The 15,007-nt window shown below is 42.7% G+C and carries 12 protein-coding genes; 7 read left to right on the top strand and 5 right to left on the bottom strand.

Annotated elements, in window-relative coordinates; genetic code table 11:
• Nucleotides 1-151: 151 nt before the first annotated feature.
• From L2737_RS16945 to L2737_RS16930, 4 genes are all read left to right on the top strand, one after another.
• On the top strand, nucleotides 152-1,234 hold the full coding sequence (locus L2737_RS16945; protein ID WP_248956521.1) for an efflux RND transporter periplasmic adaptor subunit: 1,083 nt from the start codon (nucleotides 152-154) through the stop codon (nucleotides 1,232-1,234).
• Between the two features lie 3 nt (nucleotides 1,235-1,237).
• On the top strand, nucleotides 1,238-4,318 hold the full coding sequence (locus tag L2737_RS16940) for an efflux RND transporter permease subunit (RefSeq protein WP_248956520.1): 3,081 nt from the start codon (nucleotides 1,238-1,240) through the stop codon (nucleotides 4,316-4,318).
• Nucleotides 4,319-4,478: 160 nt separating this feature from the next.
• Nucleotides 4,479-5,075, top strand: coding sequence for a TetR/AcrR family transcriptional regulator (locus tag L2737_RS16935; RefSeq protein ID WP_248956519.1), 597 nt, complete (start codon nucleotides 4,479-4,481; stop codon nucleotides 5,073-5,075).
• Nucleotides 5,076-5,174: 99 nt separating this feature from the next.
• Nucleotides 5,175-5,852: a haloacid dehalogenase type II gene (locus tag L2737_RS16930; protein WP_248956518.1), complete on the top strand. Its 678-nt coding sequence runs from the start codon at nucleotides 5,175-5,177 to the stop codon at nucleotides 5,850-5,852.
• Nucleotides 5,853-5,874: 22 nt separating this feature from the next.
• Here the strand turns inward: L2737_RS16930 and L2737_RS16925 are convergent, their stop codons facing one another.
• Nucleotides 5,875-7,338, bottom strand: coding sequence for a glutathione synthase (locus L2737_RS16925; RefSeq protein WP_248956517.1), 1,464 nt, complete (start codon nucleotides 7,336-7,338; stop codon nucleotides 5,875-5,877).
• A 323-nt stretch (nucleotides 7,339-7,661) separates the two neighbouring features.
• Nucleotides 7,662-8,207 carry an RNA polymerase sigma factor SigZ gene (sigZ, locus tag L2737_RS16920; RefSeq protein ID WP_248956516.1) on the bottom strand — a complete coding sequence of 182 codons (546 nt, stop codon included), beginning with the start codon at nucleotides 8,205-8,207 and terminating at the stop codon, nucleotides 7,662-7,664.
• Nucleotides 8,208-8,494: 287 nt separating this feature from the next.
• Here sigZ and L2737_RS16915 point away from each other — a divergent pair, with 287 nt between their 5' ends.
• The 3 genes from L2737_RS16915 (at nucleotide 8,495) to L2737_RS16905 (ending at nucleotide 12,162) form a co-directional block, all read left to right on the top strand.
• Complete coding sequence (locus L2737_RS16915; RefSeq protein ID WP_428848398.1) at nucleotides 8,495-9,148, top strand: pseudouridine synthase; 654 nt, start codon at nucleotides 8,495-8,497, stop codon at nucleotides 9,146-9,148.
• A 487-nt stretch (nucleotides 9,149-9,635) separates the two neighbouring features.
• On the top strand, nucleotides 9,636-10,004 hold the full coding sequence (locus L2737_RS16910) for a hypothetical protein (protein ID WP_248956515.1): 369 nt from the start codon (nucleotides 9,636-9,638) through the stop codon (nucleotides 10,002-10,004).
• A gap of 673 nt (nucleotides 10,005-10,677) precedes the next feature.
• Complete coding sequence (locus tag L2737_RS16905) at nucleotides 10,678-12,162, top strand: lytic polysaccharide monooxygenase (RefSeq protein ID WP_248956514.1); 1,485 nt, start codon at nucleotides 10,678-10,680, stop codon at nucleotides 12,160-12,162.
• Between the two features lie 74 nt (nucleotides 12,163-12,236).
• Here L2737_RS16905 and L2737_RS16900 read toward each other — a convergent pair whose 3' ends face one another.
• The 3 genes from L2737_RS16900 to L2737_RS16890 all read right to left on the bottom strand — a co-directional run bounded on the left by L2737_RS16900 (nucleotide 12,237) and on the right by L2737_RS16890 (nucleotide 14,680).
• On the bottom strand, nucleotides 12,237-13,211 hold the full coding sequence (locus tag L2737_RS16900; RefSeq protein WP_248956513.1) for a sensor domain-containing diguanylate cyclase: 975 nt from the start codon (nucleotides 13,209-13,211) through the stop codon (nucleotides 12,237-12,239).
• 179 nt (nucleotides 13,212-13,390) lie between these two features.
• Complete coding sequence (locus L2737_RS16895) at nucleotides 13,391-14,038, bottom strand: DsbA family oxidoreductase (RefSeq protein WP_248956512.1); 648 nt, start codon at nucleotides 14,036-14,038, stop codon at nucleotides 13,391-13,393.
• Nucleotides 14,039-14,125: 87 nt separating this feature from the next.
• Nucleotides 14,126-14,680 carry a carboxymuconolactone decarboxylase family protein gene (locus L2737_RS16890; RefSeq protein ID WP_248956511.1) on the bottom strand — a complete coding sequence of 185 codons (555 nt, stop codon included), beginning with the start codon at nucleotides 14,678-14,680 and terminating at the stop codon, nucleotides 14,126-14,128.
• Nucleotides 14,681-15,007 lie beyond the last annotated feature (327 nt).

Raw genomic sequence — 15,007 nt, 5'->3', positions numbered from 1 at the left:
CATTAAAAAGTCGATAGCAAGTCATTATAGTCTCATTTTATGGAACTTGTAGTTCCAGATCATTCCGTTTTATTCAACTTAATTCATTGCTATTGTTGCGCCCTGTTTACATTCGTGTCACATGCTGTTGTTCCATTTAGGAAGCTCGATAATGAAATATCTTTTACTGCCATTTTCACTGTTATTATTTATATTAATGACATCGGGCTGCACAGCAGACTCGGTTGAAGTGGCGCCGCCTGTCATTCGTCCAGTGAAACTGCTTACGATTACTGATATTAACGCGGGCTCTATTCGCGCGTTTCCAGCAAAAGTGGCGGCCACGAAGCAAGCTAACTTAGCTTTTCGTGTCTCTGGTCATTTAGTTGAGTTGTCACTGGTTGAAGGCCAGCAAGTTAACAAAGGTGATGTATTAGCAAGGCTTGATAGTCGTGATGCTCAAAATGCATTATTAAATCGTGAGGCTGATTATGAACTTGCAGCTGCGGACTTTACACGTAAAGGTGAATTACTACGTCGCGAGTTGATTTCAGCTGCTGAATACGACCTGGCTAAAGCCCAGCTTAAATCTTCAAAAGCGAACCTTGCCAATGCCAAAGATCAGCTGAGCTACACCGAACTGAAAGCGCCGTACGATGGCACGATTGCTAAAATCGATATGGATAACTTTCAAATGGTGCAGGCTAACCAAGGGTTATTAGTGTTGCAAAAAAATAGCGATATTGATGTGGTGATTCAGGTACCAGAGTCGCTCGCAAGTCGTGTGACCCAATTTAATCCTCATACAGCGTTTATTCCTCAAGTGCGTTTTGCCACTAACCCTGAAAAAGCCTATCCAATTAGCTTAAAAGAGCATGCGACACAAATTACCCAAGGTACGCAAAGCTATGAAGTGGTGTTCACATTACCTCGCCCACAAACCATGACCGTATTGCCTGGCATGAGTGCGGAAGTCAGTCTTGATGTGTCGGTATCTGAGCAAAGTCATATTACTGCGGTTGTTCCTGCGAGCTCAGTCGTCAAGCGAGATGTTGACGGCCAGCACATTGTTTGGGTCTTTGGTGAAGACTTAGGCTCGGTTAAACAGCGTATTGTTACCATAGGCAATGTGACCACCCATGGCATTGAAATTATCAAGGGAGTTAACGTTGGCGATCAAGTGGTTGTTGCTGGTGTGCAGTATCTGTCAGAAGACCTTGCGGTGAAGCCTTTACGCTGGCAGCGAGGTGTTTAACTGATGAACTTTGCAGAGTATTCGATCACCCATAAGGTGATCAGTTGGATGTTCGCCTTGTTGTTACTTGTTGGCGGCAGTGTGTCTTTTTTCAGTTTAGGTCAGTTGGAGTTTCCTGAGTTCACCCTCAAAAATGCATTGGTTGTTACTGCATATCCAGGGGCATCGCCTGAGCAAGTGGAAGAAGAAGTCACCTTGCCACTTGAAGATGCCTTGCAGCAACTTGATGGTATTAAGCATATTGTGTCAGTCAACAGCGCGGGTTTATCGCAAATTGAAATCGAAATTCAAGAGCAATACGACAAAGCGGCATTACCGCAAATCTGGGATGAAGTGCGTCGTAAAGTGAATGACAAAATCGCTGAATTACCGCCTGGGGCCTATACCCCATCAGTAATTGATGATTTTGGCGATGTATACGGTATTTTGCTGAATGTCAGCGGTGAGGGCTATAGCAACCGTGAACTACAAAACTATGCTGATTTTTTGCGTCGTGAATTAGTCTTGGTTGATGGCATTAAAAAGGTCACTATCGCAGGTAAAATTGCCGAGCAAGTGGTGGTGGAAATTTCCCAGCAAAAGCTCAATGCATTGGGGTTAGATCAAGATTACATCTATGGCTTAATTAACAGCCAAAACGTGGTATCCAACGCGGGTAGTATTCGCGTTGGTGACAATCGTATTCGTATTCACCCAACGGGTGAGTTTGATAGCGTCAGTGAAATGAAGCATTTAATGGTGAGTGCGCCAGGCAGTGCTAAATTAATCTACTTAGGCGATATCGCAACCGTTTATAAAGATACCGAAGAAACCCCAAATAATATTTATCATGCCAATGGCAAGAATGCATTATCGATTGGTATTTCGTTTTCAAGCGGCGTAAACGTGGTCAACGTCGGTGAAGCGGTTAATGCCCGAATGGCTGAGCTTAATGGCGAATTACCGATTGGTATGGCGCTAGAAACCGTTTATGACCAAAGTAAAATGGTTGATCAAACCGTTAATGGTTTCTTAATTAATTTAGCGGAATCCATCGCCATTGTGATTGGTGTTTTGTTGATATTTATGGGCGTTCGCTCAGGAATATTAATAGGTCTGGTATTGCTGCTGACCATTTTGGGTACCTTCATTGTGATGAATGTGCTTAACATCGAGCTGCAGTTGATTTCATTAGGCGCCTTGATTATTGCACTCGGCATGCTGGTGGATAACGCCATTGTGGTGACTGAAGGCATATTAATTGGCATTAAACGAGGTAAAACTCGCCTTGAAACAGCCAAAGAGGTCGTAACACAAACTCAGTGGCCATTATTGGGCGCAACGATCATCGCCATTATTGCATTCGCCCCGATTGGATTGTCAGATACCGCCACAGGTGAGTTCTGTGTGTCGTTATTCCAAGTGCTATTAATATCGCTGTTCATTAGCTGGGTGACAGCGATGACCTTAACGCCTTTTTTCTGCAATATCATGTTTAAAGATGGCGACGAAAACGCGAGCGGTAACGATGAAGACCCATATAAGGGCTGGTTATTCCAAACGTATCGCAACTCGTTAACCCTCGCAATACGTTTTCGTGTCGTGACCATGGTGTTAGTTGTTGCGGCATTAATGACATCGTTAGTGGGTTTTGGCCATGTAAAAAACGTGTTTTTTCCTGCTTCAAACACGCCGATTTTCTTTGTTGACGTTTGGATGCCAGAGGGCACTGATATAAAGGCAAGCCAAGCCCTTTTACATAAAATTGAGCAAAACCTGTTAGCTGAACAAGCAGAAAGTGATGTTGGTTTAGTTAACTTGACCACAGTATTAGGCCAAGGTGCGCAACGATTTGTGTTGCCATATGTACCAGAAAAAGGCTATAGCGCCTATGGTCAGCTATTAATTGAAATGACCGACTTAACCACAGTAAATAGCTATATGCGTATTTTAGAAAATGAGCTGAGTGCTCGTTTTCCTGAGGCGGAATACCGTTTTAAATACATGGAAAATGGCCCAAGCCCTGCAGCGAAAATTGAAGCGCGTTTTTATGGAGAAGATCCAAAGGTACTGCGTGAGTTAGCCGTGCAGGCAGAAGCTATTTTCAATGCCGAGCCAACAGCGGTAGGTGTGCGTCATAACTGGCGTAACCAAGTGCCGATGATCCGTCCTCAATTAGCATTAGCCCAAGCCCGTGAAACGGGGATCAGTAAAACTGACTTAGATGATGCGCTACTGACTAATTTTAGTGGTAAACAGGTGGGGACATATCGGGAAAACAGTCACTTGTTGCCGATTGTCGCACGTGCGCCAGCCAGTGAGCGACTCGATGCCGAAAGCATTTGGAAACTCCAAGTGTGGAGCAGTGAAAACAATACCTTTGTACCAGCAACGCAGGTGGTGTCAGGGTTTGATACTGAGTTTGAAGATCCACTAATCATGCGCCGCGACCGTAAAAGGGTATTGTCGGTTTTGGCGGATCCTGAAAATGGCACCGATGAAACGGCCGATTCAGTCTTTCGTAAATTACGCCCAGCCATAGAAGCGATTGAATTACCACCAGGATACGAACTTGAGTGGGGCGGCGAGTATGAAGTCTCAACTGAAGCGCAAGAGTCTGTATTTAGCTCATTACCGCTGGGTTACTTAGCAATGTTTCTGATTACAGTATTACTGTTCAATTCAGTCAGACAGCCATTAGTTATTTGGTTTACCGTGCCTCTAGCTGTAATTGGTGTGGTATCAGGTTTGCTGCTTTTTGATGCACCGTTTAGCTTTATGGCACTCCTGGGCTTACTAAGCCTAACTGGGATGGTGATTAAAAATGGCATTGTACTAGTGGATCAAATTAACCTTGAGTTATCCCAAGGAAAAGATCCCTACACAGCAGTGGTCGATTCCTCAGTGAGCCGTGTTAGGCCTGTTTTAATGGCAGCCATTACCACTATGCTCGGGATGATCCCGCTACTCAGTGATGCCTTTTTCGGCTCAATGGCGATTACCATCATCTTTGGTTTAGGCTTTGCGTCGGTGCTGACCTTGATAGTATTACCAGTGACATACACCATTGCTTTTCGTATTCCTTTGCAAGGTAAAACCGGGTAGAAATTACAATCTTCTATTGAATTGGTTTTCCCTAAAACCGAACGTTAGCCTTGCTGATGTTCGGTTTTGTTTTTTAGGCCTAAGCGATCAAATACTAGACTAGAAGCTTGGTTCTGCTAAAATTGAGCAATCGTTCAAAAGTAAATTGTAGAGTGCCAACATGAGTAAACCTGCCAAATTCAATCGTGAAGATATTATTCACAAAGCGGCCAATTTATATTGGCAAAAAGGTTTTCATGCCACCTCGATGCGTAATCTACAAGAAGTGATTGATATGCGCCCAGGCAGTATTTACGCTACTTTTGGCAGTAAAGAAGGCCTGTTTAAAGAAGCATTGCAATATTACGCGCAAACGGGTGTGCAGGCATTACATGCTTGTCGCACTGAAACGGGTTCACCATTACAGGCGCTGAAGTTATTTATTGAGCGTTCAGTAATGGGCAGTAAATGTGATACGCAAGCGCCGAGCGGTATGTGTATGTTGGTTAAAACCGTCGCTGAGTTGACCGAAGATAATGCTGATTTGCTGGCAGAAGCCAAGCTGTCGCTAGTCATGATTGAAACTGAATTTGCTAAGCTGTTAACCGAGGCGCAAACGTGTGGTGAGCTAGATGCAAGCCAAGATGTAAAAGCGTTAGCACGTTTTGTACAAGTGCAGATTATTGGTATTCGCACCTATGCGCATGCCAATCGTGACTCGGATACGATTCAGCAATTGATTGATGATTTGTTTAGCACGCTTGCTGTAAATAAATGATGTAAGTGCAGGCTTATTTTTTCACTTATCACTTATCATCTATAACTAATCACCTATGATAAATAACTTATCATCATTAAAGATTAGGGCGCATTGAATATGTCTACTACACTCGCTTTTGATGTTTACGGCACGCTGATTAACACCCATGGCGTGTTAGTTGAGCTAAGCACTATGGTGGGTGACAAGGCGACAGCTTTTTCAAATCGTTGGCGTGAAAAGCAATTAGAGTATTCATTTCGCCGTGGGCTAATGCAGCGCTACGTAGCATTTTCAGAATGCACTCGCCAAGCGTTAGATTACACCTGTCAGTATTATCAAATCGATTTATCAGCTGAGCAAAAACAGCGCCTAATGCATTGCTATAAAACCTTGCCAGCATTTGATGACGTTAAACCCAGCTTGCTTGCCCTTAAGGCTGAAGGGTATCGTTTATTTGCTTTCTCAAATGGTACTAATGAAGCGGTTGAAACCTTATTAACCTCGGCAGGTATTGCAGAATTTTTTGAAGGTGTAGTGAGCGCTGATGAAATCCAAATCTTTAAGCCTAACCCTGCTATTTATCAGCACTTTTTAAGCCGAGCAGGCAGTGTTGCAGCTAACACATGGCTTATCTCCAGTAACCCATTTGATGTGACTGGCGCCATATCAGCTGGCATGTACGCCGCATGGGTTCAGCGTAGTCCTCAAGCTATATTTGACCCGTGGGAGATTAAGCCGACACGGGTCGTTAATAGTTTACAAGGCTTGTCTGAGCAATTAGCCTCTGATGAATAAAAAGCTAATTAACGCACGCAGTTTAGGAGTTCGTTAAGGTGAGTGAGTCTAAAATACCTTGGCCACTGTGAATACCGCCTTCATTTTCGCTCGCAGGTTTACTGCGGATCAAGTACCCAGCATAACCATCAAACTCCGTGACGGGCTCACCGTCGTAAAAGGCGGTAAATAAGCCTATCTCACTCACCAAATCATCAATTTGGCTTTGCTCGGTATCGCGAACTCCTATGGTTGGTTTTTCACGTTCATGGGGAAATAATCGCATCATTAGCGCCCAGGCATCATATTCTTGTGGTCGTAACTGACTGAGCTTTTGGCTGATGTCTTCACCAAATACACAATGGCCTCCACCTTCACCTTGATTTTTAAGGACCCAAGTTTGTTTATCGGCTTGGTTGTTAAACCAATCTATGGAGCTTGGATTAACGGGTTTCATATCTGCCAGTACACTTTTGACCAAGTTGGCTTCATGTAGACTCAATCCCCAGCGAGCATATTCTTTGGCTGGCATAGTGGTGAGCAACATTTGCATGGTCTTGCTGGTGGCCAATTGTTGACTGAACGTCGCGTTGACCGCCACATGATGCTGTTCGATAAACAGTCTGGTTTGACTTAAGGTATGGCAACACACTGGCTCGTTGAGCTTTGGAGCGCAGTAGTCTGAATACTGATAACCTGCACGCAAGTACACCACATCAATCGCACCGACATTTTCAAGGATTAAACGTTTATCTGCACCGGTTGAAAGCTGGCTACTTAACTGCTTAAAGGTACGTCTTACGGTGCGTAAACCTTGTTTTTGCAGCTCAACTTCGAGTAAATGCTGATCATAAACGTTGTCTTCGTTTTCTTGCACCACCATCAAGAAGGTGGGTTTGCCTTGCTCCGCAAACGCAGCTTTTACCTTTTGTCCTGCCTGCGCAATACCATAGGCAAGTTGGGTTAAGCCGTGATTGATTGCCGGTGTTGATTGTGGGTCAGCGACCCAGTTTTGATAAGTGTCTGGCCATTGGGTTTGCATATAGGCATGAAACTCAGATGCACGTTGACCAAAAGGCGCCATACCTGCAGCAATGCCGTTAAATTCAATCACTTTTGCACCGTGTTGGCGATCATCCATGAAGTCAGTGCGCATTAATAGTAACGGCTTACGTGCCGCGGCATGTCGATTAGCACTGTCGCCATGAGCTTGGTGGTGTAATGATAATAAGCGCTCAAAAAATGGGTCAGCTTTAGCCACATCGCGTAAAGAGTGTTGTAGAAAGTCATGATCTTCAGACACATTATTAATCAGCTTAGTGATGATTGGCGTGACATTACGCAGATGCTCATACACTTCACGCTCCATTGTCATCGGCGCAATACTGAATGGGCAATGTTTTGCTGTGTTATCTGCTTGGCGAAATGCGACGCCATGCATAATGGCCCATTCACTTGCATCTTCAATTACTTGCTGAGGAATTATGTTCTGTGTCTTACTGTTCATCATGTCTCCAAAAATGGTTTTTACTGCTTGTCGCTAGATTTTGAAAGGCGCTAGTGTCTATACAAATACTAGCGACATTAATAAGACGCAGACAGATAAAAAAAGACGCAAAAATAAATTCGTTATGCTGACGCGGCCGCAAAGCACTTGTCAGCTCAGATGGATTAATGCTTTAAGAAGAGAGAGTTAATCGCCATCGCAGGTATATGAGTAACAGCTTTTATGTGAATAACTGCTTTTATTTGAGTAGAGCTGATAGTTAAATAGATAGTTAAATAAGCTGATCTCAAAAAAATTAGCAGACCAGGATTGATTAAGATTAACTAAGACTGGCATTTAGGGCCACAGTTGGGGTTTTTAGGATAATAGTCTGTAATGCCTTCTTGACCGATTTCAAAATCACAGCAAGCCATCATTTTCTCTCTAAGTTTTACTCGACTTCGCTGCACTCGACTCTTAGCCCCTGACAGTGAAATACCCAACTGCTCAGCAATCGCTTGTTGGGATATGCCTTCGAGTTCAGCTAAGCGCAGCGGTAAGCTGTATTTTTCCGGTAACTCGTCAATGAGTGGTTGTAAGCATCGGGCTATTTCGTCACGAGCCTCTGCGCCAGTATCTTGCTCTTCAGCAATCAGATCTTCTGGCAACTCTTCATGGGGCTGGCGCTGTCGATAAAAATCCATGATGGTGTTGTGGGCGATGCGATATAGCCAACCTTTTAAACTGCCTTTGGATTTTAACTGGTGCAAGTTGCTACTGGCTTTAATGTAGACCTCTTGCAGAATGTCATCCACAGCATCAACATCATCAATCCGTTTATGGACATAACTGCGAAGCTGTATTTTGTGATTTTGCCATTCAGATAACATTAATCTATACCTTAAATTAAAAATGACTCTTATTAAATCTAGATTTAAATACTAGACGATGACCAGCTTAAAAAGACGCAAAAATTTTGCCTATTTGAGTTAAATCTTACCTGCTAGAACACGGCCAGTTCATACCATTGATTGAATACGCTCAGTGCACACAGCTAAGTGGATATACTCAGTAGATATAGCTCAGTGTACACAAGAGTGACTCACAGTATAATAAGTGATATTCGCGCTTTATTCTGTAAAGTCATTTTACAAACACGATTGATGAGTTATGCCTAATGCCAACGATTAACCAAATGGGTTGCCCAGAATCCGTAGTTTCAGAGCAAGAGTTTAGCTCTGAAGTAAATCCTTCTCATCAGCATTTTAAAATCTTTAAACCCTTTGGTTTTTTAAGTCAGTTTGTGCCTGAAACTCGTAAGAAAAAGCACTTACTGGGGGAGCTGCATGCTTTTCCTGAAAAAACCATGGCAATTGGCCGATTAGACCATGACTCAGAAGGGCTGTTGCTACTGACAACAGACGGCATGATGAGTCATAAGGTTCGCAGTAAAGGCATTGAGAAAGAATACTATGTGCAGGTTGACGGTGATATTAGCCCCGAGGCGATTTCACTGTTACAAAGCGGCGTTGAAATTGGCATAAATGGCAGTAAATATCTCACCTTACCTTGCAAAGCATTTAAGTTAAAAGCCGACCCAGAATTACCGAGTCGAGGGCGTAAAATCCGCGACCCAAGACATGGGCCAACCAGCTGGGTATCAATTACTTTGTGTGAAGGCAAGAATCGTCAAATACGTAAAATGACAGCTGCAGTGGGGTTTGCAACATTGCGCTTAGTGAGAGTACGGATTGGGGATATCCATATTGATGATATGGATGCAGGGGAAGTGATTGAGCTAGATGGGTTTGATGAAGCACTGGGTAGTTAATAGTTAATCGTTAATAGTTAATTGGAAGGGATTGGTAGTTGGCTGGGATAAGTTGAATCGATAAAACCCTTTTAAATCATTAGTTTTAGTTTGAAAGTCGTGGCGCTTCGCCCACACCAGAGTCAAGGGGTAAAGCGCTAGTACCCCTTAACAAACCCTCAGCGCCCCGATGAAAAATGCTGAAAAGCGCATGATTTTCGATGGGGATTGATCCAGCTTTTGACTTTGTTTGATTACTGCTTCGGCCTTCTTCGAAAATGCTAACGCTTCCGATGGTGCATCCCTGCACCTCGAAAGCTAGCCTGACGTCCTGTCAGGCTCACGCTATTTTCTTCAACGTCCTCAATTCAAATGGAATTTTTGGGCAGGTAAAACTATTGATATTTGTGTTTTTATCTTTTTTCTTCCACATATAAAGTTAAATCGAAGAGACAGAAATCCCAGTGTAGATGCAGCAGCGAGCTTCTGACTGCCAAGGATGGCAGGAATGTCATTATTGTCGGGAACAAATTTGACCAAAACATGGATGTTTTGGCAGAGCTTGCATGGACCTTTTGATTTATATAAAGCGTGCAGCGTCTCGCAGTTGTATCTGCACATAAGCCTGCGGCAGGCAATATATTATATTGAAGCTATGGGTTTAGATAAATTAGCCGAAATCAATTGGGTTACGTTGGACCGAAAAATCAAGTCGTTAGGCTTAAAGCTTGCTCATCATAATGGCCAGCAGCTTATTTCAGCAATTTCAATGGGGGCTCTTGGGTCAGCAGCTTCATTTGTTGATTCAGATTTTAAGAAATTACCAAATAAAGTTAAATCGAAGATAAAAAATTCCCAGATGCAAGCGCGGCTGTGACCGTCCATGACATGGACGTCATGGCCGAGCTTTCAGGGACGAACTTGTAGCGTGTCACAGCAGCGCTTGCATGAGAGCCTGCGGCAGGCAATGGATTAGATTGACGTTAAGGGTTTAGATAAATTAGCCGATATTAAATGGGTTACGTTGAACCGACCACTAAAACGGGGAAGAGCAACTGGCCGTTTAAGCAAGGATGTTATTCGTCATGGCCGAGTTTTCAGTGACCTTTCGATTCGTATAAAGAGGGCGCGTGTCACTGCTGTGCTTTGCATGAGAGCCTGCGGCAAGCTATGAACATTTTAGCCAATACCGGCTTTTGACGTTACTTCATTGCTCGTCAATAACATCGAATTCTCGACTAACGCGTCAATTATTTTTTGTTTTATAATTCATTGAGATAGATGAAATTATTTGATTCTTTAGTTTGGTGTCAATAATGAAATAAAATGCTGTAACTAAGCTGATACTCTTTAGTTTATTTTATTAAAATTCAATGGATTAGCATAAGTTACATTTTGACGTCGGTGTCAAAATATTGCTAGTTGAAACAGTGATTATTACGCTAGATAATTGCTTCGACTTTATCAGAGTATCAGCTCCTATAGTTCACTCCATTTAGTCTTTTTCCTTATTTTACTTTATCTCTTTAACTCCCAAGGAGTGACTTGCTGTGTCAAAGCAAATATTTAAACTTTCATCAATTCTTACTGCCATGTATTTCATCGTGCCTACTACAGCTCAAGCTCATGGCTGGGTAGAGTTTCCTGAGGCGAGACAATCAATCTGTTATGAGCAAGGTGGACTTTGGACTGGTAATCCACCTAATGCAGCTTGTGCTGCGGCACTGCAAGAGTCGGGCACCTACCCATTTATTCAACGTAATGAAGTGGCTATTAACATTCAAGCGCCAGATTACCTTGATCAAAACATTGTTAAAGCAGCTATTCCAGACGGTTCATTATGTTATGCCAATGACTCGCAAAAAAGTGGTCTAGGTATCGCACACTCAGACTGGACGCGCACTGAAATCGCGCCAGGGACATTTGAATTTATTTTCAATGCAACAGCGCCACATAACCCGTCATACTGGGAAATCTATCTAACAAAACCCGGTGTTGATGTATCCCAAACTCTTAAGTGGGATGATTTAGAATTAATTCAAGAATACGGTGATATTACTGTAGGTGCTGATAAAAAGTATCGCATGAACGTGACTATTCCTGCAGATCGCAGTGGTGATGCCGTGTTGTATACAAGATGGCAGCGTATCGACCCTGTCGGTGAAGGTTTCTATAACTGTAGCGACATTACCATTACTGGTGATGAACAGCCTCCGGTTGATCCAGACTTACCTTACTTAAATAAAGGTGAGCAATTTATCCCGAGTGACATCAGCATTAATACCCCTCAAATCGGTGAGTCGGTTAAATATGATGTGCTGAATCAATATGGTGAAGTACATAACTCATTTAGCATTAAAATCACTACTGATAATCAACTCGATTGGGATCGCTTATTAGCATCGCAAATCAGTGGCTACTACGAAACTAATCACAGTGGTCATGTGTTTATTGGTGATTGGCATGCTGAAATGAATCACTACATGTATTTTAGAGATAACCTACATGCTAATTACTTTAATTCAAAAGATGAGCGTGCTTCAGGTGTATTCAGTATTGTTGCTGAAGAAATTGACCCACAATTAAAAGCTGTTATCACGCCACAGGCTTTACAAGAAATTGAAATTGCTGAGGTAGAGCACGGTACTGTAGTCGTGCTTCATCCACATAATACCCAAGGTGAGTTTGATAGTGTGCAATGGGCGCAATTAAGTGGTCCTGCCGTAAATGTTGAGCAAGGTTTGTATAGCGAACTAATGGTTAATACTGAGCAATTAGATAGCCAAGGTGAGCATGAATTGTCGTTTAGATTAACGGTATCAAACAACGAAGGAAGTGACAGTTCAGTATATGGATTCACTGTAATCGGTGAAGAAGAAACGCCTGAAGTTCCTCCTGTTGAAGGTGATTGGGATGCGGATAAGGTTTATGTTGAAGGGGATACAGTAACGTTTGATGGCCGAACTTGGACGGCGAAATGGTGGACCCAAGGTGAGCAACCTGGTACGACAGGTGAGTGGGGCGTTTGGCGATAATATCGCTTTGCTAATAGCCATTATTGGTAAAACTAGAGCCACTTAATCAATGACATTAAAGCCAGTTTAGTTAGCTAAACTGGCTTTTTATTTTTTAGCATTTCCTGATCTGCTTTATCGAGTAGTTCAACAAAGTCAGTATTAAGATCCACATCAATAATGCCGATGGAAACACTGTAATCAGGTAGATTAGGGCTGTGTCTGGCCGATAAAAAACCTTTCTGTAATCGCTGTTTGATCACCGTTTGGTCGTTCTTATTTTCTAATAGCACTAATGCGACAAATTCATCGCCACCAATGCGGCCAATAACGTCGCTTTGACGCACAGTTGCTTTTAACACCACACCGATATGTTGGATTAATTCATCTCCCACTTTATGGCCAAATTGGTCATTGATCTGTTTAAAGTTATCCACATCTAAATAGCATAACCCTAGTTTGGCTTGATTGCGTTTTGCTAAAGATATGCGTTGTTTACCTAAGACTTCAAAGCCTCGGCGGTTATTAATTTCTGATAGCGGATCGGTAATCGCAAGTTGCTGCATTCGGCCATATAGGTCGATTAAGGTGAGATCGGATTCAAGGATATCTTTTAACTGTTCAATGAGCTCCAGATAGCTGGGTTCATATTCTGTTTGGTCGTAGTCCATCACACAAAAAGTGCCGAAAGGCGTGCCGTCGGGCCAAAAAACCGGTACACCTAAGTATGAAGTAAAGCCATCATTATGGACTTCGGGGTTGGTATCCCAGCAGGGATCAATAGGGGCATTGGCAACATAAAGTGGCTTGCCTGTTTCAACGATCTTGCGGCAAAAAATATTGGCTGCAGGCTCAATGACAATGCCTGCTGCGTATGGGTTTGTGCTTTGCTGACTGGCAATCGTGACTTGGAAACCCTCTTCTGGGGTAAATTGGACTAAAAAGCCCGCGGGAGCATGAAACACTTTGGCGAGAAGGTTGACTGTTTTTTGCCATTTATCGAGCGAAATTAGCTCATTAGGTTTATCAAGTAGGAAAGTTTTGGGATCAAGTATTGTTTTTTTATTCATTGATCAGTCCGTCATACGTTCATGAATAATTTAATTATAGTGCAAAAAATTGAGTAGAAATTTATGGTCTATTTATTGCGATGAATATAGATAAACAACAGCTTAATGAGCTGCTGTTAAGGGGGATTTGCAAGTTCACTGTTGGCGAATTGCCGATTGCGATTGCGAATTGCCGATTGCTATTGTTTAGCGAGCAGCTCAGTCAGCACTTGCTTGTAAGTCTCAACTGGGTGAGCGCCATTTAATGCGCTGGTGCGATTAAACACGACCGTCGGAACAGACGATATACCTGCAGCCGTCCATTGATCTTTTTCTGCTTTTAGATGTGCTCTGACTTCTGGGTTATCCAGTAATGCCATGGCTTCGTCAGCATCTAGGCCGACTGCGGCAACTTCAATGGCTAGTACATTTCTGTCGGAGACATCTTTATGCTCGGTAAAATAGGCACTGAATAAACGCAGTTTTAGCTCTGTTTGCTTACCTTGAGATTTGGCATAATCCAGTAAAATATGAGCATCAAAGGTGTTAACGATTTTTGAATCGTCATTAAAGTTAAATGCAAACCCTTGTTCGGCGCCACGTTGGGTGATGTTTTCTCGAGCTTTAGCGCTATCTTGTGCGCTAGAACCGTATTTACGCGCAACGTGATCACGTAAGTTTTCCCCTTCTGCTGGCATATCGGGATTGAGTTCGAACGGTTGCCATTCAAGCTCAATTTGATCTTCAATACCGAGTTCAACAATCGCCTGCTGTAAGCTGTTGTAACCAATGATGCACCATGGACATACGACGTCTGAGACAACGTCGAGTTTAATTTTTGTCGACATAAAAGACCTTATACTGCTGAATAGAAAGAGGGGGGGCAGTAAAACATTAAAGAGTGGATAATGCACCACTCTTTTCTAGTATGTTATTTACTTAGTCGCTTGCCAGTTAAACTGTTGGAATGGCTCATCAACGGGGGTTTTAGCCACATGGTTTACATAGTTACTGATCACTTTTTGCGAAAAGCCTAAAATAATTTCCAGTAATTGTTGTTGGCCATAACCTGCTGCAAAAAAGGCTTCCATTTCTGCGTCAGATAACACGCCGCGGTTGCGCACCATTAATAATGTGGTGTCATGCAGCGCTTGCAGTTTAGCTGTTGGCATTGCGCCGCGGTTTCTTAATGCTTCAGTTAACGCAGCATCGACCTTCATCGAGTGAGCTATCCCAGTGTGAGCCGGTACGCAATAAGTACACTCGTGCTCAACATTGATGGTTTGCCATACAACCGTTAACTCTTCAGCATCAAAAGATGACTGAGTGAAGAGATTATGCAGCGACTGATAAGCTTCAAATGTTGCTGGTGATTCAGCTAATACACCGTGCAGATTTGGCACCATACCATAGGCTTTTTGAGAACCTTCTAGCATGGCCTTACTTGCTTGTGGTGCAGTCTCGATACTGTGAATAGTAAATTTGCTCATGGTATTACTCCAATTTTTATTTAATAGGGCTTAAGCGGACAAAACCCTAAAACAGGATGTCATTTAAAAAAGTGCCGGGGTTAATCGCTTGGTATGGAAATACTATACCTCCAATTTGAACGTTCGTTCAAGTAATATTTTGAACAAGTGTTCAAAAATAAGGTTGTGACTGCTTATCTCTATGATTTATCGTTATAATTTTTTTGGTGAGATTGAAGTGGCAGAACGATAAATAACCATCATGGCATGTGCTAAATAGCCTTCGAGCTTTATGTTTAAGTGTTAACTTGCTATACATAATAATGACTTACTGATATTTCATCGTGT

Origin of the sequence: Shewanella electrodiphila (assembly GCF_023283985.1) — a bacterium.
GTDB classification, from domain to species: Bacteria; Pseudomonadota; Gammaproteobacteria; order Enterobacterales; family Shewanellaceae; genus Shewanella; species Shewanella electrodiphila.
This window is presented reverse-complemented; position numbering and strand designations above follow the sequence as displayed.